Source organism: Ectothiorhodospira mobilis (assembly GCF_900114895.1).
GTDB classification, from domain to species: domain Bacteria; phylum Pseudomonadota; class Gammaproteobacteria; order Ectothiorhodospirales; family Ectothiorhodospiraceae; genus Ectothiorhodospira; species Ectothiorhodospira mobilis_A.
Window position 1 is genome coordinate 38,728 of sequence record NZ_FOUO01000013.1, and the last position, 24,111, is coordinate 62,838.

The following is a 24,111-nucleotide window of genomic DNA, read 5'->3' on the forward strand; positions in this document are numbered from 1 at the left end:
CGGCGTGTGCCCCAGGGCACACACAACCGGTGCACATCCCCATCGCTCAAGGAGGGTCGAAAAATCATGAGCTTGACGGGACTCACGGCGCGCCCTTTGCGCGTGCTCCAGATCAGCGATCTGCACCTCTGTCCCGAACCCGGGGACGTCATGGGGTCCGGGGTCGACACCGACGAGAGCCTGGCGCAGGTCCTGTCCCGGGCCCAGCAGCGGGAACATCCCCTGGATCTGATGATGGTCACCGGCGACCTGGTCCACACCCCGGAGGGGGACGCCTATCGCCGCCTGCGGCGCACCTTCAACCGTCTGCCCTGGCCCGTGCACTGCCTGCCGGGCAACCACGACGAGCCGGACCTCATGGAGGACACCCTGGCGGGGGACAACATCGACTGCCGCAAGGTGCTCATCCGCGGGGACTGGCTCATCCTCCTGCTGGACAGCGTCGTCCCCGGGGAATCCGCCGGGTACCTGGACGACCACGAACTGGCCCTGCTGGAAGAGACCCTCTCCCGCCATCCGGCACGCAACGCCCTCATCTGCCTGCACCACCCGGTGATCCCCCTGGGCAGCGCCTGGATGGACCGCATCGGCCTGGCCAACACCGACGACCTCTTCCGGGTGATCGATGCCCACCCCAAGGTGCGCGCGGTCCTGTTCGGCCACGCCCACCGGGAGGTGGACGAGACGCGCAACGGGGTGCGCCTCCTGGGGGCCCCGTCCACCGGCGTGCAGTTCGCCCCCCACACCCCCGAACCCCGGCTGGATGACCTGCCCCCGGGCTACCGCCACCTCGAACTCCATGCCGACGGGCGCGTGCAGACCCGGGTGGAGTACCTGCCCCAGGCCACCGCTCTGCGGCGACGGGCCTCCTGAAGGTCCTCAGTCGATGCCGTTGCCGGTTGGCGGCGCGGGGCGGCTGGCGTTCACCAACAGCACCATGGAGCGCCCCTGCAGCGGGTAGAGTTCGTGGCTGTGGAACTTGCGCTGGTCCGGCCGCGGCCCGCGGGGATAGACCGTATCCACCAGCACCTCCCAGCGGGTGCGTTCCGGCTTCGCCGGCAGGCGGAAGGAGATGGGTTCGTGATCCGCGTTCAAGAGCAGGATCAGGTCCGTGTCCCGCACCCGGCGGCCGCGCTCGTCATATTCCTCGAACAGATCCCCGGCGATGAACATCCCCAGGCTGCGGGCAAAACCCTGACCCCAATCCTCCTCGGCCATCTCCTCGCCGTCGGGCCGCAGCCAGGCCAGGTCCTTCACCCCGGCCCCCATGATGGGGCGCCCCTGGAAGAAATGCCGCCGCCGCAGGGCCGCATGCTGACGGCGCAGGCCGATGAGGTACTGGGTGAAGGGCAGCAGGTCGCGGCCGTAGGCGTCCAGGTCCCAGTCCAGCCAGGAGAGCTCGTTGTCCTGACAGTAGGCATTGTTATTGCCTTGCTGGGTGCGGCCCCGCTCGTCCCCCGCCAGCAGCATGGGGATCCCCTGGGAGAGGAACAGGGTGGCCAGCAGATTGCGTTTCTGACGGGCCCGCAGGTCCATGATGTGCTTGCTGCGGGTGGGGCCCTCCTCGCCGCAGTTCCAGGAGAGGTTGTGGCTCTCCCCGTCGCGGTTGTCCTCGCCGTTGGCCTCGTTGTGCTTCTCGTTGTAGCTGACCAGATCCTCCAGGGTGAAGCCGTCGTGGCAGGTGACGAAATTGATACTGGCATAGGGGCGGCGGCCGCTGGACTCGTACAGGTCCGATGAGCCGGTGAGGCGGTAGGCCATGTCCCCCACCAGGCCGGGCTCCCCCTTCCAGTAGGCCCGTACCGTGTCCCGGTAACGGCCGTTCCATTCCGTCCACCCCACGGGGAAGTTGCCCACCTGGTAACCCCCCTCCCCCAGGTCCCAGGGTTCGGCGATGAGCTTCACCTGGGAGAGCACCGGATCCTGGTGGATGATGTCGAAGAAGGCCCCCAGGCGGTCCACCTCGTGCAGCTCCCGCGCCAGGGCCGAGGCCAGGTCAAAGCGGAAGCCGTCCACGTGCATCTCCTGCACCCAGTAGCGCAGGGACTCCATGATCAGCTGCAATACCCGGGGATGCTGCATGTTCAGGGTGTTGCCGCAACCGGTGTAGTCCATGTAATAGCGCCGGTCATCGTGCACCAGGCGGTAGTAGGCGTTGTTGTCGATGCCCCGGAAGGACAGGGTGGGCCCCAGGTGGTTGCCCTCGGCGGTATGGTTGTAGACCACGTCCAGGATCACCTCGATGCCCGCCGAATGCAGGGTCTTGACCATGGTCTTGAACTCGTTCACATGGCCCGAGGCGCAGTAGCGCATGTCCGGGGCGAAGAAGCCCATGGAGTTGTAGCCCCAGTAGTTGCGCAGCCCCTTCTCCACCAGATGGCGGTCGTCCAGGAAGGCGTGCACGGGCATCAACTCCACCGCCGTCACCCCCAGGCGCTGCAGGTAGGCGATGACCGGCGCCGTGGCCAGACCGGCGTAGGTCCCGCGCAGGGCGGGATGGACCTGGGGATGGCGGGCCGTGAAGCCCTTCACGTGCAATTCGTAGATGACGGTCTCGTGCCAGGGGGTGCGGGGCGGGGCGTCGTTGCCCCAGGTGAAGGCGGTGTCGATCACCTGGGACTTGGGCATCCCGGGGGCCGAATCCCGGGCGTCGGGCTCCAGATCGCCCTCCTCTTTGCCGATGGGGTAGCCGAACAGGGCATCGCTCCACTTCACCTGGCCATGGAAGGCCTTGGCGTAGGGATCCAGCAGCAGCTTGTGGGGATTGAAGCGATGCCCGGCGGCGGGGTCGTAGGGGCCATGGACACGATAGCCGTAGAGCAGCCCGGGACGGGCCTCCGGCAGATAGCAGTGGTACACCTGATCCGTCTGCCAGCGCATCTCGATGCGCTCCAGCTCCCGCCGCCCGGTGGCGCTGAAGATGCACAGCTCCACCTTCTCGGCGTGTTCGGAAAACAGGGCGAAATTCACCCCCTCCCCGTCCCAGGTGGCACCCAGGGGATAGGGACTGCCGGGCCAGACCGCCCAGTTGGGATGGGTCATGCACACTTCCTTCCGCGCCTTTGGCGCATCGACACAAACGGGAGGGCCCGGGGGTGTATGGGCCGTGTCCGCGAAGAGCATGTATCATCACCCGGTTGCCCCCCCTGCGGTCAATGCCCGGGGGCACGCCGTCATTGCAGCGCAACATACGCCCCCTGCGGGGCCGGGAGACCAGGCATCCCCATGACAACCCCCACCCCCGATCCCCGGCAACGAGAGGAGGCCATGCAGCGCTGGCTGCACGGCGTGCTGGGGGAGCACATCCCGAAGCCGACGCTGCTCTCCGCCGACGCCAGCTTCCGGCGCTACTTCCGCCTGCGGGATCACAACATCTGCCGGGTGATCATGGACGCCCCCCCCAGCCACGAATCGGCCCGGGACTTCGTGCGCATCGACCGCCTGCTGCGGGATCTGGATCTCAGCGCCCCGCGGATCCATGCCTTCGATGGCGCCCAGGGCTTCCTGCTGCTGGAGGATCTGGGGGATCACACCTTCAGCCGCGCCCTGGGGGAGGGGGCGGACGAATCCGGTCTCTACCGCCTGGCCACGGACACCCTCATCGCCCTGCACCGGCGCTGGTCGCGCCACCATGCCCAGGACATCCCCCCCTACGACGGCACCACCCTGCTGGCCGAAGCGGCCCTGTTCCTCGACTGGTACTGGCCCGAGGCCTTCGGCGCACCCTGCCCGGAACCCCTGCGGGCGGACTTCCTGGGGGCCTGGGAGACGGCCCTGGAACCCGCCCTGATGCTGCCCCCCACCCTGGTGCTGCGGGACTTCCACGTGGACAACCTCATGGTCCTGGCGGGCCGTCACGGCGTGAACGCCTGCGGCCTGCTGGACTTCCAGGACGCGCGGGTGGGGCCGCCCGCCTACGACCTGGTCTCCCTGCTGCGGGACGCCCGCCGGGACGTGGACCCCGGCGTCGCCGAGGCCATGACGGCCCGCTACCGGGATGCCTTCCCGGGCCTGGACGCCCGGCTGCTGGATGACAGCTTCTGGCTCCTGGGGGCACAGCGCACCACCAAGATCATCGGCATCTTCACCCGCCTGTGGCGGCGGGACGACAAGCCCGGCTACCTGCGCCACCTGCCCCGATTGTGGCGCCTGCTGGAACAGGAACTGGCCCACCCCGCCCTGGCACCGGTGCGCACCTGGTTCGACAGCCACCTGCCCCCCGACCGCCGCCTGGCCCTCAAGGCGGGGATGCCCGCCTGTGGCGAAGACGCGCCGCAACTGGCCCACCGGGCGGGGGGGCCGGACCTGTCCACACCGCCATCGGGAGATGACCCGTGCACGCCATGATCCTGGCCGCTGGCCGCGGCGAGCGCATGCGCCCCCTGACGGACCACACCCCCAAGCCCCTGTTGTGCGCCGGGGGGCGCCCCCTCATCGTGCACCACCTGGAGCGCCTGGCCGCGGCCGGCTACCGGGACGTGGTCATCAACCTGGCCTACCGGGGGGAACAGATCCGGGATCACCTGGGGGACGGCCGCCCCTGGGGCGTGCGCATCCAGTATTCCCCCGAGGCCCGGGGCCTGGAGACCGGCGGCGGCATCCGCAACGCCCTGCCCCTGCTGCACAGCGACCCGTTTCTGGTGATCAACGGCGATGTCTGGAGCGACCATCCCCTGACCGCCCCCACCCTGGCCCCCGGCGATCTGGCCCACCTGGTGCTGGTGGACAATCCGGAACACCATCCCGATGGGGACTTCGTGCTGTTGGACGATCGCGTCCACGACGACCAGGCGGACGGCCCCCGCCTCACCTTCGCCGGCATCGGCTGGTACCGCCATGACCTGCTGGCGGACACCCCGCCGGGGACCTTCCCCCTGGCACCCCTGCTGCGCAAGGCCATCACGCAAGGACGGGTCGGCGGCACCCACCACCGCGGCACCTGGATGGACGTGGGTACGGTGGAGCGCCTGGCCGCCCTGGAACGGCGCCTGAGCCACGACCCGGGCCCCCTCGCAAGGGGGTAGCGCCCACAGCCGGGCCACCGCCTTGGGGCACGGGCGCAGAAGGGATAGAATTTTCCCATCGCTTTGGGATCACCCACCCATACCACCCCATAGATCACAGGTGCCCGCCATGCCGCTTCCCAAGCCCCCCGTCCTGCTCCCCCTGGGTGTCGCCCTGCGCCTGCTGCCCGACGCGGTGCACACCCGCGTCTTCACCGCCCTGGTGAACCACCTGCTGCGGGGCCAGCCCGCCGCCGAGGAGCTGGGTCCCCTGGAAGGCAAGCGCATCTGCCTGTCAGTCACCGACCACCGCGGCGGGGTCTGTTTCCTCGTGCGCGGCCAGGGCATCACCCCCTGGCGGGCCCGCGGCGCCGACGACTGGGACGTGCGCATCCGCGGCCGCCTGGAGGACTTCTGGCGCCTGGCCACCCGCGCCGAGGACCCGGACACCCTGTTCTTCAGCCGGCGCCTGGACCTGGAGGGGGAGACCGAGGCGGGCCTGTACCTGAAAAACCTCCTGGACACCGCCGAGCCGGACTGGGAGGGCCACATCCACGCGGTCCTGGGGGAACGGGCCGGGCGGCGCATGGTGCGTCTGCTCCACCGCCTGGGCCTGGGGCGTCACCTCCCCGGCGGCCTGCACGTCACCGACCCCTGAATCCGCCTCAGACCGTGCGGGCGAAGAGGTCGTGGTCGGAGCAGTCCTCCACCACCACCTCGGCCCAATCCCCCGGCTGCAGCCGGGCCTCCCCCTCCACAAACACCAGGCCGTCGATCTCCGGGGCATCGGCGCTGGAGCGGGCGATGGCCGTGCCCTCCTCGTCGATGGCATCCACCAGCACGGTGAGGCGGCGTCCCACCCGGGCCTGCAGGCGCTCCCGGCTGATCCCCGCCTGCACCTCCATGAACCGGGCCATGCGCTCCTCCTTCACCGCCTCCGGCACCGCCCCGGGGAGCGCATTGGCCGGGGCCCCCTCCACCGGGGAATAGGTGAAGCAGCCCACCCGATCCAGACGCGCCTCCCGGATGAAGTCCAACAGGGTCTCGAAGTCCGCCTCCGTCTCCCCGGGGAAGCCCACGATGAAGGCGCTGCGCAGGGTCAGGTCCGGACACAGGGCGCGCCAGCGCTGGATACGCTCCAGCACCCGCTCCGCCGCGGCGGGCCGGCGCATGGCCTTGAGGATGGGGGCACTGCCATGCTGCAGGGGGATGTCCAGGTAGGGCAGGATCCGCCCCTCGGCCATGAGCGGCAGCAGGGCATCCACATGGGGATAGGGATAGACATAGTGCAGCCGTACCCACACCCCCAACTCCCCCAGGGCCGAGGCCAGGGTGGGGAGATCCGTGCGCAGGGGCCGGCCGCCCCAGAACCCCGTGCGATGCTTCACATCCAGGCCGTAGGCCGCGGAATCCTGGGCGATCACCAAAAGCTCCCGGACACCGGCCTCGGCCAGACGCTGCGCCTCGTCCAGCACCTCGCCCATGGGCCGGCTCACCAGGGGGCCGCGAAAGCGGGGGATGACACAGAAGCTGCAGTGATGGTTACAGCCCTCGGAGATCTTCAGGTAGGCGTAGTGATCCGGCGTCAGGCGCACCCCCTGGGGCGGCACCAAACGCTCAAAGGGGAGATGGGGCGCCGGCAGATGCCGGTGCACCGCCGCCATCACCGCCTCCAGGGCATGGGGGCCGGTCACCGCCAGCACCCCGGGATGGACCCGGCGTACCCGCTCGGCCTCCGCCCCCAGGCAGCCGGTGACGATCACCCGCCCGTTCTCCCCCAGGGCCTCGCCGATGGCCTCCAGGGACTCCTCCACCGCCGCCTCGATGAAGCCGCAGGTGTTCACCACCACCAGATCCGCGTCCCCATAGGTGGGGGAGACGCGATACCCCTCGGCCCGCAGGCGGGTGAGGATGCGCTCCGAATCCGACAGGGCCTTGGGGCAGCCCAGGCTCACGAAGCCCACCCGCGGTGGGTTCCCTGCGGCACTCACCGCGCACCGCCCGGGCCACCGGCCCGCGGATTATGCACAGATCCGTCCCGACCCGGAGCCCATGCAACAAGGGATGTCAAGGACCTGATCCGGCCTCCGGCAAAATCTTTTTTATGCATTAGAAACAACCACTTGAGAGAGTGAACAAAAAATAACCGATCTGTCTCCGGGCCCGAATCCATGGGCTTTGGAGAGGGAATCCCCCACTTCATCCACAAAGTTATCCACAGGTTTTGTGGAAAAGGGGAAAAAGGCCTTGGGACGAGAGGGGTTGCCGGCGGAAGCTCAACCGGCGCCTGGATTCCGCCGCGTAAGTGGACCTTGCCGCTGCCCGCGCTTGCCAGCGGCCCGGGTTTCCAGTATATTTCTCGCCCTTTTCCAGCGCTACAGGCTTTCGAGGGTGCTTGCATGAAGCCGGAGATCCATCCCGATTACCACGAAGTGACCGTGACCTGCAGTTGCGGAAACACGATCCAGACCCGCTCGACCCACAAGGGGTCGGAACTGCACGTGGAAGTCTGTTCCGCCTGCCATCCCTTCTATACCGGGAAGCAGAAGATCGTCGACACCGCCGGTCAGGTGGACAAGTTCCGCCGCCGCTACGGGATGTGATCCCGGCCGGGGCCATGATGGTCCATCGCGGTTCCATGCAAAGGGCGCTGCTGTGCAGCGCCCTTTGTGTTTGCATCGGCCTGGCCCCGGCGGCCCAAGGGCAGGAACTGCCCGTGGAGTGCGGCCCTCCCGGCGGTCTCACCCGTACCGGCGTGGTGGATCATGTCACCGACGGGGACACCGTGCGCCTGGAGGATGGCACCCGGGTGCGCCTCATCGGCCTGGATGCACCGGAGATCCACTGGTCCCGGGATGAGGCCGAGCCCTACGCCCGGGAGGCGCGGCGCGCCCTGCAGGAGATCCTGGACGACCACGACGACCGGGTGGTGCTGCATCCGGATGACGAGGACCGCGACCCCCACGGACGCACCCTGGCCCACCTGTTCACCCCCGACGGCACCCCCATCGCCGCCCTCCTCTTGGAGCGCGGCCTGGCCACCGCCCTCACCATCCCCCCCAACGACCGCCATCTGGAGTGCTACCGCGCCACCGAGGCCCGGGCCCAGGCCTCCCGGGAAGGGCTCTGGTCCCTGCCCCGCCACCAGGTGTTCCAGGCGGAGGAACTGCCCCGGGACGCCAAGGGTTTCCGCCTGGTGGAGGGGGAGGTGACGCGCATCGGGGAGAGCCGCCGCGCCCACTGGATCAACCTGGACGGAGGCGCCGCCGCCCTGCGTATCGACAAGGCGGATATGGGGTATTTCCCGAGGCTCGACCCGGAAGGCCTGGAAGGGAAGCGGGTGCAGGGGCGGGGCTATGTCTACACCCATCGCGGCCAGCCCAGGATGCGCATCCGCCATCCCGCCGACCTGGAGATCCTGGAGGACACCGGGGACGCAGCCCGGTAGGCGGGGCAACCACCGGTGCCCCGCACCCACGGTCATCGCCCGTGCCCCGGCGGGGCACGGGCAGGGCCATCAGGGCAGCAGGTGGGCCACCCCGTCCCGCTCCTCGCGCAGCTCCTGTTCCGTGGCCTGCATGCGCTCACGGCTGAAATCATCGATCTCCAGCCCCTGCACGATGCGATAGTCCCCACCGCTGCAGGTGACCGGGAAGGAGTAGATCAGGCCCTTCTCGATGCCGTAGCTGCCATCCGAGGGGATGGCCATGCTGGTCCAGTCCCCCTCCGGTGTGCCCAGGACCCAGTCACGCACGTGATCCAGTGCGGCGCTGGCGGCGGAGGCGGCACTGGAGGCACCCCGGGCCTTGATGATGGCGGCGCCGCGCTGCTGCACCGTGGGGATGAAGGTGGACTCGTACCAGTCCCGGGGCACCCGATCCGGAGCCGCCTCGCCGCGCACCGTGGCCTGGCTGATGTCCGGGTACTGGGTGGCGGAGTGGTTGCCCCAGACGATCATGCGCCGGATCTGCGTGGTGTCCGCCCCGGTCTTTTCCGACAACTGGGCCATGGCCCGGTTATGGTCCAGACGGGTCATGGCGGTGAAGTTGCGGGCGTCCAGATCCGGGGCGTTGCGCTGGGCGATGAGGGCGTTGGTATTGGCGGGGTTGCCCACCACCAGGACCTTCACCTGACGGCTGGCGGCGGCGTTCAGGGCCCGGCCCTGTTCCGAGAAGATGGCGGCGTTGGCCTCCAGCAGGTCCTTGCGCTCCATACCGGGGCCCCGGGGACGCGCCCCCACCAGCAGGGCCACGTCGGCCCCCTCGAAGGCCTCCTCGGCACGGTCGGAGGTGGTGATCCCCGCCAGCAGCGGGAAGGCGCAGTCCTCCAGCTCCATGACCACACCGCGCAGCGCGTCCATGGCCGGGGGGATTTCCAGCAACTGCAGGATGACGGGCTGATCCTTGCCCAGCATGTCGCCGGCGGCGATGCGGAACAACAGGCTGTAGGCGATCTGGCCAGCCGCGCCGGTCACGGCGACGCGCATGGGATTGTTCATGAAGCTACCTCCGGATGATCGTTCAGGGATGGATCGACGCGGCGGAATCCTCCGCCCCGTGGCCCGGCGGGCCCGGGGCCGATTCTACCAGAGCGGGCCGGCCTCAGGTCCGGCCGGACCCGGCGACCCCCGCGCGAGGGCTTGGGCGGCTCAACCCTCCTTGTCCCGGCCGGAGGGCCGCTCCCCCTGTTGGCTGAAGGCCTGCCAGAACAGCTTCTGGAAGGCGTCCATGCCGGCGACCCCGCTTTGCAGCATGGGCTGCATCAGGGACAGGGCATCGTAGCCCTGCTGCCCCTCGCGCATGCGCCGGGCCAGTTCATCCAGCATCTCCTTTTGCAGCGGCGCCACATCCGGCAGGCCCAGGAAGGCCCGCATCTCCTGGGGCGTGGCTTCCACCTCCACATTGAACTTCATCTCGCCTCCCGGCCCCTCGGGCCCTGCATCCACTTGAACGGCCACCGTATCAAATGCCGCCAAGATGCGCAGCGGCCGCAGCCGCATCCCATCTGCTAGACTGCCCCCCCGTGACCGCACCCACCTATCTCGTCGACGCCAGCATCTTCATCTTCCGGGCCTGGTTCGCCCTGCCCGGGGACATCACCACCCGCGACGGCCACCCGGCCAACGCGGTCCACGGCTTCGCGCGCTTCGTCCACGGACTGCTGCAGGCGGAGCGCCCGCAACGCATCGCCTTCGCCTTCGACGAGGGCCAGAAGGGCTCCCACCGCCACACCCTCTTCCCCGACTACAAGGCCAACCGCCCGCCGGCCCCGGAAGACCTCAAGCGCCAGTTCCCCTGGTGCCGTACGCTGGTGGAGGCCCTGGGGGTGACCACCCTCTCCAGCCCCCGCTTCGAGGCGGATGACCTCATCGGCACCCTGGCGGATCGGGAACGGGAACGGGGCCGCTGCGTGACCGTGGTCACCGGCGACAAGGACCTGACCCAGCTGATCTCCCCGGGGGATCACTGGTGGGACCCGCGCCATCCCCGGCGGCTGGACCCGGCGGGCATCGAAAAGCGCCTGGGGGTGCGCCCCGAACAGGTGGCCGACCAGCTGGCCCTGGCCGGGGACAAGGTGGACAACATCCCCGGCATCCCCGGGGTGGGCATGGCCACCGCCGCGCGCCTGCTGCGCCGCGCCGGCAGCCTGCCGGCCCTGCTGGAGGACATCCCCGCCATCGGCCGCATGCCCCTGCGCGGGGCACGGCGCCTCATGACCCTGGTGGAGTCCCACCAGGACACCGTGCGCCTGGCCCGGCAGCTCACCGGCATCCACTGCGAGGCCGACCTGCCCCCGGGGCTGAGCCTGGAACGCCGCCCCGCGGACGCGGCGCAACTGGCCGCCCTGGCCGAACACCTGGACCTGCCCACCCCCCTGCGCCATGGCCTCTAAGGGGCATCGGGGCAGTAAACGACGCCCCCGGCGCACCGCAAGGCGGGAGGCCATACCGGCGGGACCGCCCCGCATCCTGTTGTTCAACAAGCCCTACGACGTCCTCACCCAGTTCACCGATGCCGCCGGGCGGCGCACCCTGGCAGACTTCATCCCCGTGCCGGGGGTCTACGCCGCCGGGCGCCTGGACCGGGACAGCGAAGGCCTGGTGGTGCTCACCGACGATGGCCGGCTGCAGGCCCGCATCACCGACCCGGCCCACGCCATGAGCAAGACCTACTGGGCCCAGGTGGAGGGGATCCCCGATGCGGCCGCCCTGGAGGTCCTGCGCCACGGGGTGGTCCTCAAGGACGGCCCCACGCGTCCCGCCGGGGCCCGCCTCATGGACCCCCCGGCCTGCCTCTGGCCCCGGGATCCCCCCATCCGCCAGCGCCGCCACATCCCCACCGCCTGGCTGGAGCTCACCCTGTCGGAGGGGCGCAACCGCCAGGTGCGGCGCATGACCGCCGCCGTGGGGCATCCCACCCTGCGTCTCATCCGCTACCGCGTGGGTTCCTGGACCCTGGATGGCCTGGAACCGGGCCAATGGTACCGAGTGGGCGGCCCCCCTGTCGGATGAGGCCACCCACCCCTTGCGGCCCTGGGGAAAGGCTCCTAGAGTCGTAAATGGACTGCCGCACGCGCCAGGGTGGCAACGTGCGCGCCCACCCCGAATCCATGGCCCCGGACCCCCGGAAGGAGCCCCGTCATGCCCATCCCGGCGCGCCTGGCCGGCCTGCTGCTGACGTTCATCGCCCTGAGCCTTCCGGCCCTGGCGTCCCCCACGGAGCCTGCCTCCCTGCGTGAACACTTCCTCGCGGCGGAGACTGCGCTGGAGCAGGGGGACCGGGGGGCCTTCCGCCGCCATCTGGCAGCCCTGGGGGACTACCCCCTGCGCCCCTATCTGCTGCAGGCGGACCTGGACGCACGGCTGGAACGGGCCGATGCCAAGGAGATCCGCAACTTCCTGGACCGTTGGGGCGACACCCCACCGGGCCAGCGGCTGCGCGCCCGCTGGCTGGGGCATCTGGCGGATGAAGGCCGCTGGCGGGCCTTCCTGCGGGACCACGCAGACGGACTGGGCACCCCCCTGGCCTGCCGCCACCGCACCGCCCTGCTGCGCACCGGACAACGCCAGGCGGCCCTGGAGGGCGTAGAGGAACTCTGGCTGGTGGGGCACTCCCAGCCCGGGGCCTGCGATCCGGTATTCGACGCATGGCGGGAGGCCGGAGGGCTCACCCCCGACCTGGCCTGGGAGCGCTTCGTCCTGGCCATGGCGTCGGGACAGACCGGGCTGGCCCGCTACCTCACCCGCTACCTCTCGGCGGACGACACCCCCTGGGCACGGCGCTGGCTGGAACTGCACCGGGACCCCCAGGGCATCACCCAAGTGGACTGGCGGGCGGACCTCCATCCCCGTGCCGGGGTGGTCCTGGAAGACAGCCTGCGCCGCCTGGCCCGGCAAGAACCCCGCCAGGCCCTGGCGGCCTGGGAGGCGGCGGAGGACCGCTGGGGCCTGCCCCGGCAGGCCGCCCTGGAGCTGCGCCGCTACATCGCCCTGCGCCTGACCCTGCGGGAGATGGCGGACGCCCTGCCCCACCTGGAGACCCTGCCCGATCACGTCTTCGACGATCAGCTGCGCGCCTGGCAGACCCGGGCCGCCCTCTCGGTGCAGGACTGGCAGGCCGTGGCCGAGGCCATCACGCGCATGTCCCCCGAGGCCCGGGAGGAGGCCCCCTGGCGCTACTGGCACGCCCGGGCCCTGGAACAACTGGGGGACCGGGAGAGCGCCCGCCGGCTCTATGGCCAGGTGGCCCAGGAGCGCAACTTCTACGGCTTTTTGGCCGCGGACCGCATCCAGGCCCCCTACCGCATCGGCCACCGTCCCCTGCAGATCTCCGCTACCCGGTTACAATCGGTGGCCGAACGCCCCGCCCTGCAGCGGGCCCTGGAGTTGCACGCCCTGGGGCGGATCATCGACGCCCGCCGCGAGTGGTATCCATTGCAACAGGAACTGCAGGGCCGGGACCTGCTGGCCGCCGCGCAACTGGCCCACGAGCAGGGATGGCACGACCGGGCCATCTTCGCCGTCGCCCGCGCCGGCCACTTCGACGACATCGACCTGCGCTTCCCCCTGGTGCATACGGGCCTGTTCCGGGACAAGGCCAACGCCCAGGGCATCGACCCCGCCTGGGCCATGGCGGTGGCCCGCCAGGAGAGCGCCTTCATGGCCGACGTCCGCTCCCACGCCGGCGCCCTGGGGCTGATGCAGATCATGCCCGCCACGGGGCGGGCCATGGCCCCCCATGTGGGCCTGCAGCTGGGCCATCCCTTCCGGCTCCTGGAGCCGGAGGTGAACGTAAGCATCGGCACCTACTACCTGCGGCGCAACCTGGACCGCTTCGGCGGCCACCCCATGCTCTCCACCGCCGCCTACAACGCCGGCGCGGGGCGTGTGGACCGCTGGCTGCCGGGCGACCGCCCCCTGGCCGCCGACATCTGGGCGGAACTCATCCCCTACGCGGAGACCCGCAAGTACGTGCGCCGCGTGCTCACCTACCGGGTGCTCTATGAGGTGCGCATGGGACAGACCCCCACCACCCTGAGCAGCCTGCTGCCTCCCATCCCCCCGGCCGACCGGCTGATGCAGTCGGCCACGGCCCACCAGGCCCGTTGGCAGGGGGAGGGCACGGGCCCGGCGCGCACCCCCATCTGTGACGCCCCGGGGTACACGGAGCGTCCCTGCCTGTGAGGGCACGCCCGGTCCCCGGACCGAATCCATCCGCTTACAGCGATATCCTGGCATGACCCTCTGGCAGATCCTGAGCGAAGCGATCACCCAAGCCACCGGCAGCCCCTTCACACCGGCGGACCGGCGCGCCGCCGGGGGGGGCTGCATCAACGAGGCCACGGTCCTGCAGGGCACGGACGGACGGCGCTTCTTCGTCAAACTCAACCGCCCGGAGCTGGCGGAGATGTTCGCCGCCGAGGCCGAAGGCCTGCATGCCCTGCGCGAACCGGGGGCCATCCGCGTCCCCGAGCCCCTGTGCCACGGCACCGCCGCCGGCCGGGCCTACCTGGTGATGGAGCATATCCCCCTGGGGGGACCCCGGGACGCCCGCCGCTTCGGGGAACAACTGGCGCGTCTACATCAATGCACCCGCGAACGCTTCGGCTGGCACCGGGACAACACCATCGGCAGCACACCGCAGATCAACACCTGGGAGTCGGACTGGGTCACCTTCTGGCGCCAGCACCGCCTGGGATATCAACTGGAACGGGCGCGCCGGCAGGGGGGCGGCCGGGGACTTGTGCAGGCGGTGGAGGCCCTCATGGAGGTCCTGCCCGCCTTCTTCGACGGCTATACGCCCCGCCCTTCCCTGCTCCACGGCGACCTGTGGGGCGGCAACCAGGACGCCGATGCCCAGGGCAACCCGGTGATCTTCGACCCGGCGGTCTACTTCGGCGACCGGGAGGCGGACGTGGCCATGACCGAACTCTTCGGCGGCTTCGGGCCGGACTTCTACGCCGCCTACGACGCCGTCTGGCCCCGGGACCCGGGCTACCGGGTACGCCGCGACCTGTACAACCTCTACCACCTGCTCAACCACTTCAACCTCTTCGGCGGCGGCTACGCCGGCCAGTCGGAACGCCTGGCCCGGCGCCTGCTGGCGGCGGCCCGGGGCGGCTGAGGGCCCTCAGGCCCCGTCCACGGCCACCAGCAGGCCCGCTACCGCCCCCGCGCCGGTACGGCGCAGCACGGACCAGCCCTGCGGCAGCTCCGGCCCGGGGGCATCGCCGGCATGCTCCAGATAGATGCGGGCCCCGGGCCGCAGGCATCCCGGCCGGGAAAGCCGCGCGATGCACCCGGGCAGCAGATCCTGGCGGTAGGGGGGATCGAGAAAGACCAGGTCGAAGGTCTCGTCACACCGCGCCAGATAGGACAGACCGTCGCCGCTGCGCACCTCCACCGCATCCTCCGCCCCCAGGGACTGTGCCTGCCGGCGCAGGTGCCCCGCCAGGCGGGGATCCCGCTCCACCATCACCACGCGCCGGGCCCCGCGGGAGGCGGCCTCCAGGCCCAGGGCCCCGGACCCGGCGAACAGGTCCAGGCACACGGCCCCGGGCAGCACCGGCTGCAGCCAGTTGAACAGGGTCTCCCGCACCCGGTCCGGGGTGGGCCGCAGCCCGGGCACGGCGGCCACCGGGAGCCGCCGACCGCGCCAGCGGCCGGAGATGATGCGCACCCGCCCCGGGGCGCCGCGCCGGGCCCCCTTCACGTCCCGCCCCCCACGATCACCGTCACCATGCGCTCGGGATGCAGCCGGCGGGCGAAGGCCCCGTTCACCTGCTCCGGGGTCAGGGCCTCCACCTTGCGGGTGAAGGTCTCCAGGTAATCCAGGGGCAGGCCGTAGAAGCCGATCATGGCCACGTGGTCCAGGATGCCGGCGTTGCTGTCCAGACGCAGAGGGAATCCCCCCACGATGTTGCGCTGGCTGGCCTCGAGCTGCTCCTCGTCCAACCCCTCCTCCACGAAGGTCTCGAGGGTGCGGCGCATCACCGCCACGGCTTCCTTTGCCTGATCCCCGCGGGTCTGCAGTCCCATGAGAAAGGGGCCTTCCGCCGCCATGGGGATGAAATGGCTGTAGACGCTGTAGGCCAGGCCCCGCTCACTGCGCACCGCCTGCATCAGACGGGACACGAAACCGCCCCCACCCAGGTGGTGGTTGCCCACGTACAGGGGAAAATAATCCGCATCCCCCCGCCGCATCCCCGGCTGTCCCATGAGCACATGGGCCTGGGCCGAGGGGAAGGGGATGCGCACCGTGCGCGCCTCCTCGATGACCGGCGCCGGCGGCAGCGGCGGTGCCGCGACCCCCTCCGGCAGGGCCCGGGCGATGCGCCCGGCCACGGACCGGGCCTGCTGCGGGGACAGATCCCCCACCATGGCCAGGATGCCGTTGCGGGCCACGTAATGGCGCGCATGGAAGGCCTGCAGGTCCGCACGGGTGATGGACTCCAGGGCCTCCCGGGTCCCCACGGGCATATGGCCATAGGGATGCCCCTCATAGAGCGCCCGGTAGAAGGCCCGCTGCGCCAAGCCTCCCGGATCCTGTTCCAGGTGATCCAGGGCCACCAGGGACTGGCGCCGGACCCGCTCCAGGGCCTCCTCCCCGAAACGGGGCTGCGCCGCCACGGCGATGAAGGTCTCCAGGGCCTGATCCAGCCACTCGGAGCGGGTCAGACTGCGCAGGGAGACCACGGCCATGTCCCGCCGGGAATCGGTCCCCAGACGCGCCCCCACCGCATCCAGGCGCCGGGCCACGGCATCGGCGTCCCATCCGCCCGCGCCTTCCGTGAGCATGCGGTTGGTGAGCCGGGCCAGTCCGGGCCGGTCCCCATCCCGGGCAGCCCCGGCGTCGAACACCAGGCGCAGGTCCAACATGGGCAGATGCGGCACATGCACGTAGTACACCCGCAGCCCGTTTTCCGTCTGCCAGTGACGGATATCGGGATGGGCCGGATCCGCCGCGGCCTGCGCGGCCGCCGCCAGCAGGATGAGGCACAACAGGGCACGGCCCGCGCCCCGCATCCATCGTTGCAGTCCCCCCATCAGCGCACCTCCCCTTCTGCATCGTCCGCCGTTTCATGGCCACCGCCGGATTCCAGGGCCACCGGCTCCAGCCAGGCCACGGTGCGCCGGGAAGGCAGCAGGTATTTGCGCGCCACCGCCTGCACCTGTTCCGCGGTCACCGCCTGCACCCGCTCGGCGAAGGCCTCCCCTTCACGCCAGGAGAGCCCGATGGACTCCAGCAAGCCGATGCGCATGGCCTGGCCGTGGATGGAATCCCGGCGGTACACATCCTCGGCGATCACCTGGGCCTTCACCCGCTCCAGCTCCTGCGGCGTCGGAGGGGATTCCCGCAACCGGGCCACCATCCCCGTCAGGGCCGCCTCCACCGCCTGCAGATCCTCACCGGGGGCGGGGGTGGCCCACAGAGTGAAGAGGGTATCCAGACGTGAGAAGGGGCTGTAACCGGCCCCCGCGGAGGCCGCCAGTTCCCGGCCCCGCACCAGCTCCCGGGGGATGCGGGCGCTGTCGCCGCCATCCAGGATGCCCGCCGCCACCAACAGGGCATAGGCCTCCCAGGGCTCGGCGGCGGTGGGCAGAGACGGTGCCTTGTAGCCCATGGCCAGGTAGGGGACCCGGGCCGGGGCCTGCACGGTGATGCGCCGCTCCCCCCGCTGAGGGGGCTCCTCCCGGGGTTTGACCTCCGGTACGGTCCGGGACGGTATACCACCGAAATATTCCTGCGCCATGCGCTGCACCGCATCGGGGTCCACATCCCCGGCCACCACCAGCAGGGCATTGGACGGGGTGTACCAGCGCGCGTACCAATCCCGCAGGTCCTTGACCGTGAAGGCCTCGATATCCGACATCCAGCCGATCACCGGCTGGCCGTAGGGGCTGTTGAACCAGGCGGTGGCGCGGAAATGCTCCCAGGTGAGGGCGTTGGGGTCATCCTCGGTGCGCAGACGGCGCTCCTCGCGGATCACCTGCATCTCGCGGCGAAACGCCTCCTCGGGCAGGGTGAGATGCTGCATGCGGTCCGCTTCCAGTTCCAGGGCCTTGCCCAGGTGCTCCGACGCCAGCTGCTGGTAATAGGCGGTGTAATCCCGCCCGGTGAAGGCGTTCTCCCGGCCGCCCAGCTCCGAGATGATGCGCGAAAACTCCCCCGCCGGATGGGCCTGGGTACCCTTGAACATCATGTGCTCCAGGGCATGGGAGATACCGGTGATGCCGCTGTGCTCATAGCTGGAACCCACCCGGTACCAGACCATGGAAGACACCACCGGGGCGCGGTCGTCGGGCCGCACCAGGATGCGCATGCCGTTGTCCAGCGTGTAGGTGTGTACCGGCCCCTGATCCTGTGCGGGGGCGGCCGCCGGGAATGCGGCCCAACAGACCAACAGACAGGCCAGCAGCCCCCCCCGGCCTCGACCCAAGCCGCGGGCAACCATCACCGCTTGCCCCCCATGCCACCGCATCCATCCGTACAACCACCCGGGTTTCATTTCTGCCGCACCTTCTCAGTGATAGGATGTCGCAACCTGATCAGCGTAGACCCCATTCCATCATGTTCGGTTTCCGAAAGAAGAAAAAACCGGCCGAATCGGCCCCGTCCTCCACCCAGGAGACGGTCGAGGCCCTGGAGATCATCGAGCCCCCGGAGGGTATCAGGTCCAGGGAACGGGGCAAGGGTCCCCGGGAGGTCCCGCCCGAGGCACCGCAAGCCCCGCAGGTACGCATGCGCGGACCCGAGACCACGCCCTCCGGGGCAGGTTCCACTGCCGCCTCTCCCGAAGCGCCCCGCGAGACCCGGCCCGCCCATGGCGCGGCCACCACCGTGCCTGTCCAGGATCGGGGAACAGCCCCGGCGGCACCGCCGCCACGGGAATCCAAGGCCCCTGAACCCAGCTCCCCGGAGACCAGGGCGCCGGAGACCAGGGCGCCGGAGACCAGGGCACCGGAGACCAAGGCGCCGGAGACCAGGGCACCGGAGACCAGGGCGCCGGAGACCAAGGCGCCGGAAACCAAGGCACCGGAAACCAAGGCACCGGAGACCAGGGCACCGGAGACCAGGGCACCGGAGACCAAGGCGCCGGAGACCAGGGCGCCGGAGACCAGGGCGCCGGAAACCAGGGCGCCGGAGACCGGCAAGACCGGTCTCTTCTCCCGGCTGCGCCAGGGGCTGTCCAAGACCTCCTCCACCCTCACCGAGGGCATGGCGGGACTGGTGCTGGGCAAGAAGGCCATCGACGACGAACTCATGGAGGAGCTGGAGACCCGGCTGCTCATGGCGGACGTGGGCATCGAGGCCACGGAACGCATCCTGGACCACCTCACCCGCCGCGTGGCGCGCAAGGAACTCAACGACGCCGAGGCCCTGGTGAAGGCCCTGGAAGGGGCCATGGTGGACGTCCTCGAACCGGTGCAGAAACCCCTGGCCATCGACCGGGGCAAGAAGCCCTACGTCATCCTGGTGCTGGGCATCAACGGCTCCGGCAAGACCACCACCATCGGCAAGCTCACCCACCACCTGCGGGCCGAGGGACACTCCGTGATGCTGGCCGCGGGGGACACCTTCCGCGCCGCCGCCGTGGAACAGTTGCAGACCTGGGGAGAGCGTAACCAGGCCCCGGTGATCGCCCAGGGCCAGGGGGCGGATTCCGCCTCGGTGATCTACGACGCCCTGGAGGCGGCCCGGGCCCGGGGCACGGACGTGCTCATCGCCGACACCGCCGGGCGCCTGCACACCCAGACCAACCTCATGGACGAACTCAAGAAGGTGAAGCGGGTCATCCAGCGCCAAGACGCAGAGGCCCCCCACGAGGTGCTGCTGGTAGTGGACGCGGGCACCGGCCAGAACGCCCTCAACCAGGCGCGGGACTTCCATGAGGCCATGGGACTCACCGGGCTGGCGGTGACCAAGCTGGACGGCACCGCCAAGGGCGGCATCCTCTTCGCCATCGCCGAGCGGGTGGGGGTGCCGGTGCGCTTCATCGGCGTGGGCGAGGGCATCGAGGACCTGCGGGAATTCAATGCCGCCGACTTCGCCCGCGCCCTGCTGGGGGAACGGGAATGACCCCGTTCCCCGGCGACCCCCTCATAACGGTGTGAACCGTTCCACGCAACGGCGATCCGACCCTGTCCGCAAGGCCCCGGAGACGGGATCATGCGCCACCGGGCGCCCCACCGCCCCGGATGCCTCCCAGACAGCGGGCGAACGCAACGGCCCATGATCCAGCTGCGCAAGGTCACCAAACGCTATCCCTCCGGCCAGGAGGCCCTCTCCGGCGTCAGCCTGCGGCTGGATGCGGGGGCCATGGCCTTCCTCACCGGACATTCCGGCGCCGGCAAGAGCACCCTGCTGCGGCTCATCGCCCTGCTGGAGCGCCCCACCCGTGGACGTCTGGTGGTGAACGGCCATGAACTGGAGACCCTGCCCCGGCGCCGGGTGCCCCACTTCCGGCGGCAGATCGGCCTGGTCTTCCAGGACCATCACCTGCTGGCGGACCGCAGCGTCTTCGACAATGTGGCCCTGCCCCTGGCCATCCAGGCCTACCGCCAGCCGGAGATCGCCCGCCGCGTGCGGGCCGCCCTGGACAAGGTGGGCCTGCTGCACAAGGAACGGGCCGCCCCGGACACCCTCTCCAGCGGGGAGCAGCAGCGGGTGGGCATCGCCCGGGCCGTGGTGCACAAACCGGCCATCCTGCTGGCGGACGAACCCACCGGCAACCTGGACCCGGAACTCTCCCGGGAGATCATGGATCTGTTCGTACAGTTCAACCAGGTGGGCACCACGGTGCTGGTGGCCAGCCACGACCTGGATCTGATCTCCCGCCTGGGCAAGCCCCTGGTGCGCCTGCACGAGGGCCGCCTGCAACGGGAAACGGCGGGATCGGCGGCATGAAGTCCCCGCGCCGGCGCAGCCGCAACCCCACCATGCACGCCCGCCTGCAGGCCTTTGGCGTGCATCACGCCCGGGCCCTGCTGTTCAGCCTGGGCAAGCTCACCCAGGCCCCCTTCTCCACGCTGCTCACCCTCATGGTGATCGCCGTGGCCATCACCCTGCCCGCCCTGCTCTACCTGATGCTGGCCAACCTGCAGCAGGCGGCCCCGGCCTGGGAGCGGGAGACCCGCCTCTCCGCCTTCGTGGCGGATGCGGTCACCGACACCGAGCTGCCGGATCTGGCGGCGCGCCTGGCCCGCCGGGAGGACGTGGCCGCCACCGAGTCCATCCCGCGGGCCCAGGCCCTGGAGGAATTCCGGGCCCATTCCGGCCTGGGGGATGCCCTTGACCTGCTGGAAGAGAACCCCCTGCCGGCGGTGATCCTGGTGGAACCTGCCCCCGACGCGCGGGATCCCGAGGCCCTGCGCGCCCTGGCCAATGCCCTGGAGGCCCACCCGTCCATCAGCCAGGTGCAGCTGGACATGGAATGGGTGCAGCGCCTCGGGGCCCTGCTGCAGACCCTGGACCGGCTGGTGGACCTCCTGGCCCTGCTGCTGGGGCTGGGGGTGGTGCTGGTGGTGGGCAACACCGTGCGCCTGGACATCCACAACCGCCGCCGGGAGATCGAGGTGGCCAAGCTGGTGGGGGCCACGGACGCCTTCATCCGCCGCCCCTTCCTCTACGGCGGCATATGGATGGGACTTGGCGGCGGCCTGCTGGCCCTGCTGACCCTGGCCGTCCTGCATGGGTCCCTGTCCGGCCCGGTGCAGACCCTGGCCCGGGCCTACGGCGGCGGCTTTGTCCTTCGGGGCCTGCAGCCCGCAGAGGCCCTCGCCCTGCTGGGGACCGCCGCCGCCCTGGGCCTGGCCGGGGCCTGGGTCAGCGTCTTTTTCCACATCCGGGAGATCGAACCCCGCTGAGGGTCCCTTGCGGCATGCCGGGCACATCCCGGGAACCCATCCCGGTTCTTAGCACTCAAACGCGGAGACTGCTAAAATCGAGTCATTCCGACGGGATTGGGGAGGAAACCGGACCATGACCCAGGCACTCGCCTTTGCACAACGCCAGCTCGCCGTACCGGTGGGGGACCTGGACAGCTACATCCAGGCGGTGAACCGTCTGCCGGTGCTGGAGGCCGACGAGGAGAAGACCCTGGCCCGCCGCCTGCGGGACCACAAGGACCTGGAGGCGGCCCGCACCCTGGTGATGCACAACCTGCGCTTCGTGGTGCACATCGCCCGCGGCTACACCGGCTACGGGCTGGGCCTGGGCGACCTCATCCAGGAGGGCAACATCGGCCTGATGAAGGCGGTGAAGCGCTTCGACCCGGAGATGAACGTGCGCCTCATCTCCTTTGCGGTCCACTGGATCCGCGCCGAGATCCACGAGTTCGTGCTGCGCAACTGGCGCATCGTCAAGGTGGCCACCACCAAGGCCCAGCGCAAGCTCTTCTTCAACCTGCGCAGCGCCAAGCAGCGCCTGGGCTGGTTCAGCCGCGAGGAGGTGGAACACGTGGCCGGGGACCTGGGGGTCAGCCCCCGGGAGGTGCTGGAGATGGAGTCCCGGCTGGCGGGTCAGGACATGTCCTTCGACCCGGATCCCCAGGACGAGGACACCCCGCAGCTGGCCCCCGCCGAGTCCCTGGCCGATCAGGAGGGGGATCCGGCCCGGGCCCTGGAACAGGCCGACTGGGACCGCTTCCACCAGGCACGCCTGCACCAGGCCCTGGAACAACTGGACGCGCGCAGCCGCGACATCCTGGCGCGGCGCTGGCTGGCGGACGAAAAGTCCACCCTGCAGGAACTGGCCCGGGAATACGGGGTCTCGGCGGAACGGGTACGCCAGCTGGAGCGCAACGCCATCGGCAAGCTGCGCCAGGCCTTCGCCGACTGACCCCCGCCGGGGCCCTCCTAGGGGGCCCGCTGGATGGGAATGACCCGCTGCGGCCGCTTGGGGGCGGGTGCCTGGGGCGCCCAGGCGTGGCCGTAGATCACCTCGTAGGTGGCGGGCAACCGGCCCGCCCCGTCGCGAAACCCCTCATAGGCCGCCTCCACCGCCCGCAGCCGCGCAGGTCCGGTGAGCCCGCGGCCGCGCCCCTGGGCCGCGTTGGTGGCGCCGATGGCCTTCAGATCCCCCATCAGACCACGCACATCGCCGTAAGTCAGGGTCATCCGCTCCGTATCCATCACCGGATCGGCGAAGCCGGACCGTACCAGGGCATCGCCGATGTCGTGCATATCCACGAAATCACTCACATGGGGCCGGCCGTCCACCGCGGCCCAGGCCCGGCGCAGCTCCACGAGGGTGTCCGGCCCCAGGGTGGTGAACATCAACAGCCCCCCCGGGGCCAGCACACGGCGGAACTCCGCCAGGGCACGCTCCAGGTCGTTGCACCACTGCACCGCCAGACTGGAGAACACCAGATCGAAGCCGGCGTCGGCGAAGGGCAGGTCCTCCACGTCGCCGCACACCAGGGCGGGACGCCGCCACCAGCCCGCCGAGCGCGCCGCCGCGCGCAGCATGGCCGGGGAGAGATCCAGGGCCACCACCCGGGCGCCGCGGTAGCGCCGGCGCAGATCCCGCACCCCCTGCCCCGTGCCCGCCCCGGCATCCAGCACCCGCCCCGGTGAGAGCCGGATCCATGTCAGGCGCTCCAGCAGACGGGTGCACACCTCCCGCTGCAACACCGCCGCCTGGTCATAGGAGGCGGCAGCCCGGTCGAAGGTTCGGCGCACGCGGCGCTTGTCCAGGCGCTGGCGCGGGGTATCAGTCATGCAAAAGACTCCTCAGTTCGGACGCGAAGCGTTCCCCATGGGACAGGAAGGGGGCGTGCCCTGCACGCGGCATCACCCGCACGTCCATGCCCGGGCGCAGGACCTTTAGATCCGCCCCCACCGCCGCCGGCACCAGGGTGTCATACCCCCCCAGGAGGGCGTGTACCGGGCAGGCCAGCCCCGCCAGGGCCGCGCGCAGGTCGCTCTCCCGCAGCAGGGCCAGCCCCTCCTCCAGGGCCGCCGGGGCCGGCGGCGCGGCGGCCAGGCGCGCGCGCAGGGCGCGCACCGCCGCCGGGGCCCCCTCCACACCGTGGAACTGCAGGGCCAGGAAGCGGTTCAGCGTGGCGCGAAAATCCCGGGCCAGCCCCTGGGCGAAGGCATCCAGCACCGGCCGGCGCATGGCGTGGGGCCAGTCCGGGGCCTGCACGAACCGGGGCGTGGCCGCCACCAGGACCACCCGCCGCACCCGGTCGGGATGCCGCACGGCGGTCTGCAGGGCCACCAGCCCCCCCAGGGACCAGCCCACCAGGGCCGCCCCCTGGGGCGGCAGGGTGGCGGCCAGGCGGTCGGCCAGGGTATCCAGATCCCCCAGGCGCCCCTCCCCGGCCGCGCGGCCATGGCCGGGGAGATCCACGCAGTCCACGCGAAAGTCCCGGGCCAGATCCGCGGCGGTCTCCTCCCAGACCCCGGCGCTCAGGCCCCAGCCATGGATCAGCGCCACGGCCGGACCCGTACCACGGGAGACCGTCTCCAAGCTCTTTGTCACGCATACCTCCTCGTTCGCAGCCGGTGGCAGGGCAATCGCACATAGAGATTGATTCTTATTTGAGTCCGAGTAAGTGAGCACGGTACTCGTCAGATGTTGCCGCGATGATCCGTTTGGTCTTG

23 protein-coding genes are annotated in these 24,111 nt (G+C 70.5%); 14 read left to right on the forward strand and 9 right to left on the reverse strand.

Annotated elements, in window-relative coordinates; translation table 11 throughout:
- Positions 1 to 66 precede the first annotated feature (66 nt).
- The gene (locus BM214_RS09745) at positions 67 to 873 is read left to right on the forward strand and encodes a phosphodiesterase (RefSeq protein WP_090486355.1); all 807 of its coding nucleotides are present in this window, start codon (positions 67 to 69) and stop codon (positions 871 to 873) included.
- A gap of 6 nt (positions 874 to 879) precedes the next feature.
- On the opposite strand, the gene glgX is transcribed toward BM214_RS09745, so the two are convergent.
- A complete protein-coding gene (gene glgX / locus BM214_RS09750) occupies positions 880 to 3,042 on the reverse strand; it encodes a glycogen debranching protein GlgX (RefSeq protein ID WP_090486357.1) in 2,163 nt (720 codons plus the stop codon).
- Between the two features lie 183 nt (positions 3,043 to 3,225).
- Between glgX and BM214_RS09755 the strand changes: the two genes are divergently transcribed.
- The 3 genes from BM214_RS09755 to ubiT all read left to right on the forward strand — a co-directional run bounded on the left by BM214_RS09755 (position 3,226) and on the right by ubiT (position 5,661).
- Entirely contained in the window at positions 3,226 to 4,347 is a 1,122-nt protein-coding gene (locus BM214_RS09755) for an aminoglycoside phosphotransferase family protein (protein ID WP_090486360.1), read from the forward strand.
- Entirely contained in the window at positions 4,335 to 5,024 is a 690-nt protein-coding gene (gene murU / locus BM214_RS09760; protein WP_090486363.1) for an N-acetylmuramate alpha-1-phosphate uridylyltransferase MurU, read from the forward strand. The genes BM214_RS09755 and murU overlap by 13 nt, the downstream gene beginning before the upstream one ends.
- Before the next feature lie 109 nt (positions 5,025 to 5,133).
- On the forward strand, positions 5,134 to 5,661 hold the full coding sequence (gene ubiT, locus BM214_RS09765) for a ubiquinone anaerobic biosynthesis accessory factor UbiT (RefSeq protein ID WP_090486366.1): 528 nt from the start codon (positions 5,134 to 5,136) through the stop codon (positions 5,659 to 5,661).
- A 7-nt stretch (positions 5,662 to 5,668) separates the two neighbouring features.
- On the opposite strand, the gene rimO is transcribed toward ubiT, so the two are convergent.
- On the reverse strand, positions 5,669 to 6,967 hold the full coding sequence (rimO, locus tag BM214_RS09770; protein WP_244887926.1) for a 30S ribosomal protein S12 methylthiotransferase RimO: 1,299 nt from the start codon (positions 6,965 to 6,967) through the stop codon (positions 5,669 to 5,671).
- A 435-nt stretch (positions 6,968 to 7,402) separates the two neighbouring features.
- Between rimO and rpmE the strand changes: the two genes are divergently transcribed.
- Both rpmE and BM214_RS09780 read left to right on the forward strand, forming a co-directional pair.
- Positions 7,403 to 7,606 carry a 50S ribosomal protein L31 gene (rpmE, locus tag BM214_RS09775; RefSeq protein ID WP_090486372.1) on the forward strand — a complete coding sequence of 68 codons (204 nt, stop codon included), beginning with the start codon at positions 7,403 to 7,405 and terminating at the stop codon, positions 7,604 to 7,606.
- A gap of 14 nt (positions 7,607 to 7,620) precedes the next feature.
- Positions 7,621 to 8,451 (forward strand): thermonuclease family protein, encoded by an 831-nt coding sequence (locus BM214_RS09780; protein ID WP_244887927.1) that lies wholly within the window; start codon positions 7,621 to 7,623, stop codon positions 8,449 to 8,451.
- Between the two features lie 69 nt (positions 8,452 to 8,520).
- Here BM214_RS09780 and BM214_RS09785 read toward each other — a convergent pair whose 3' ends face one another.
- Together BM214_RS09785 and BM214_RS09790 are read right to left on the reverse strand one after the other, a co-directional pair.
- On the reverse strand, positions 8,521 to 9,501 hold the full coding sequence (locus BM214_RS09785) for a malate dehydrogenase (RefSeq protein WP_090486375.1): 981 nt from the start codon (positions 9,499 to 9,501) through the stop codon (positions 8,521 to 8,523).
- A 150-nt stretch (positions 9,502 to 9,651) separates the two neighbouring features.
- A complete protein-coding gene (locus BM214_RS09790) occupies positions 9,652 to 10,002 on the reverse strand; it encodes a DUF6489 family protein (protein ID WP_244887928.1) in 351 nt (116 codons plus the stop codon).
- Positions 10,003 to 10,025: 23 nt separating this feature from the next.
- Between BM214_RS09790 and BM214_RS09795 the strand changes: the two genes are divergently transcribed.
- The 4 genes from BM214_RS09795 (at position 10,026) to BM214_RS09810 (ending at position 14,626) form a co-directional block, all read left to right on the forward strand.
- Entirely contained in the window at positions 10,026 to 10,895 is an 870-nt protein-coding gene (locus BM214_RS09795) for a 5'-3' exonuclease (RefSeq protein WP_090486381.1), read from the forward strand.
- A gap of 79 nt (positions 10,896 to 10,974) precedes the next feature.
- Complete coding sequence (locus BM214_RS09800; protein WP_244887929.1) at positions 10,975 to 11,514, forward strand: pseudouridine synthase; 540 nt, start codon at positions 10,975 to 10,977, stop codon at positions 11,512 to 11,514.
- Positions 11,515 to 11,643: 129 nt separating this feature from the next.
- The gene (locus BM214_RS09805) at positions 11,644 to 13,686 is read left to right on the forward strand and encodes a transglycosylase SLT domain-containing protein (protein ID WP_090486386.1); all 2,043 of its coding nucleotides are present in this window, start codon (positions 11,644 to 11,646) and stop codon (positions 13,684 to 13,686) included.
- A 52-nt stretch (positions 13,687 to 13,738) separates the two neighbouring features.
- Entirely contained in the window at positions 13,739 to 14,626 is an 888-nt protein-coding gene (locus BM214_RS09810) for a fructosamine kinase family protein (RefSeq protein WP_090486389.1), read from the forward strand.
- A gap of 6 nt (positions 14,627 to 14,632) precedes the next feature.
- Here the strand turns inward: BM214_RS09810 and rsmD are convergent, their stop codons facing one another.
- The 3 genes from rsmD to BM214_RS09825 are packed head-to-tail and all read right to left on the reverse strand — an operon-like array spanning position 14,633 to position 17,957.
- A complete protein-coding gene (rsmD, locus tag BM214_RS09815) occupies positions 14,633 to 15,214 on the reverse strand; it encodes a 16S rRNA (guanine(966)-N(2))-methyltransferase RsmD (RefSeq protein WP_244887930.1) in 582 nt (193 codons plus the stop codon).
- Positions 15,211 to 16,548 (reverse strand): M16 family metallopeptidase, encoded by a 1,338-nt coding sequence (locus BM214_RS09820; RefSeq protein WP_244887931.1) that lies wholly within the window; start codon positions 16,546 to 16,548, stop codon positions 15,211 to 15,213. The genes rsmD and BM214_RS09820 overlap by 4 nt, the downstream gene beginning before the upstream one ends.
- On the reverse strand, positions 16,548 to 17,957 hold the full coding sequence (locus BM214_RS09825; protein WP_090486392.1) for a M16 family metallopeptidase: 1,410 nt from the start codon (positions 17,955 to 17,957) through the stop codon (positions 16,548 to 16,550). Before BM214_RS09825 ends, BM214_RS09820 begins: the two co-directional genes overlap by 1 nt.
- Before the next feature lie 386 nt (positions 17,958 to 18,343).
- On the opposite strand from BM214_RS09825, the gene ftsY reads away from it, so the two are divergent.
- The 4 genes from ftsY (at position 18,344) to rpoH (ending at position 22,342) form a co-directional block, all read left to right on the forward strand.
- Positions 18,344 to 19,582, forward strand: coding sequence for a signal recognition particle-docking protein FtsY (gene ftsY, locus BM214_RS09830; RefSeq protein ID WP_244887940.1), 1,239 nt, complete (start codon positions 18,344 to 18,346; stop codon positions 19,580 to 19,582).
- 153 nt (positions 19,583 to 19,735) lie between these two features.
- Positions 19,736 to 20,410, forward strand: coding sequence for a cell division ATP-binding protein FtsE (gene ftsE, locus BM214_RS09835; RefSeq protein WP_090486397.1), 675 nt, complete (start codon positions 19,736 to 19,738; stop codon positions 20,408 to 20,410).
- Positions 20,407 to 21,369, forward strand: coding sequence for a permease-like cell division protein FtsX (gene ftsX, locus BM214_RS09840; protein ID WP_090486400.1), 963 nt, complete (start codon positions 20,407 to 20,409; stop codon positions 21,367 to 21,369). Before ftsE ends, ftsX begins: the two co-directional genes overlap by 4 nt.
- A gap of 115 nt (positions 21,370 to 21,484) precedes the next feature.
- Positions 21,485 to 22,342 (forward strand): RNA polymerase sigma factor RpoH, encoded by an 858-nt coding sequence (gene rpoH / locus BM214_RS09845; RefSeq protein ID WP_090486403.1) that lies wholly within the window; start codon positions 21,485 to 21,487, stop codon positions 22,340 to 22,342.
- 17 nt (positions 22,343 to 22,359) lie between these two features.
- On the opposite strand, the gene bioC is transcribed toward rpoH, so the two are convergent.
- Both bioC and bioH read right to left on the reverse strand, forming a co-directional pair.
- Positions 22,360 to 23,223 carry a malonyl-ACP O-methyltransferase BioC gene (gene bioC, locus BM214_RS09850; protein ID WP_090486406.1) on the reverse strand — a complete coding sequence of 288 codons (864 nt, stop codon included), beginning with the start codon at positions 23,221 to 23,223 and terminating at the stop codon, positions 22,360 to 22,362.
- Positions 23,216 to 23,989, reverse strand: a complete 774-nt coding sequence (bioH, locus tag BM214_RS09855; RefSeq protein WP_244887935.1) for a pimeloyl-ACP methyl ester esterase BioH — start codon at positions 23,987 to 23,989, stop codon at positions 23,216 to 23,218. Before bioH ends, bioC begins: the two co-directional genes overlap by 8 nt.
- Positions 23,990 to 24,111 lie beyond the last annotated feature (122 nt).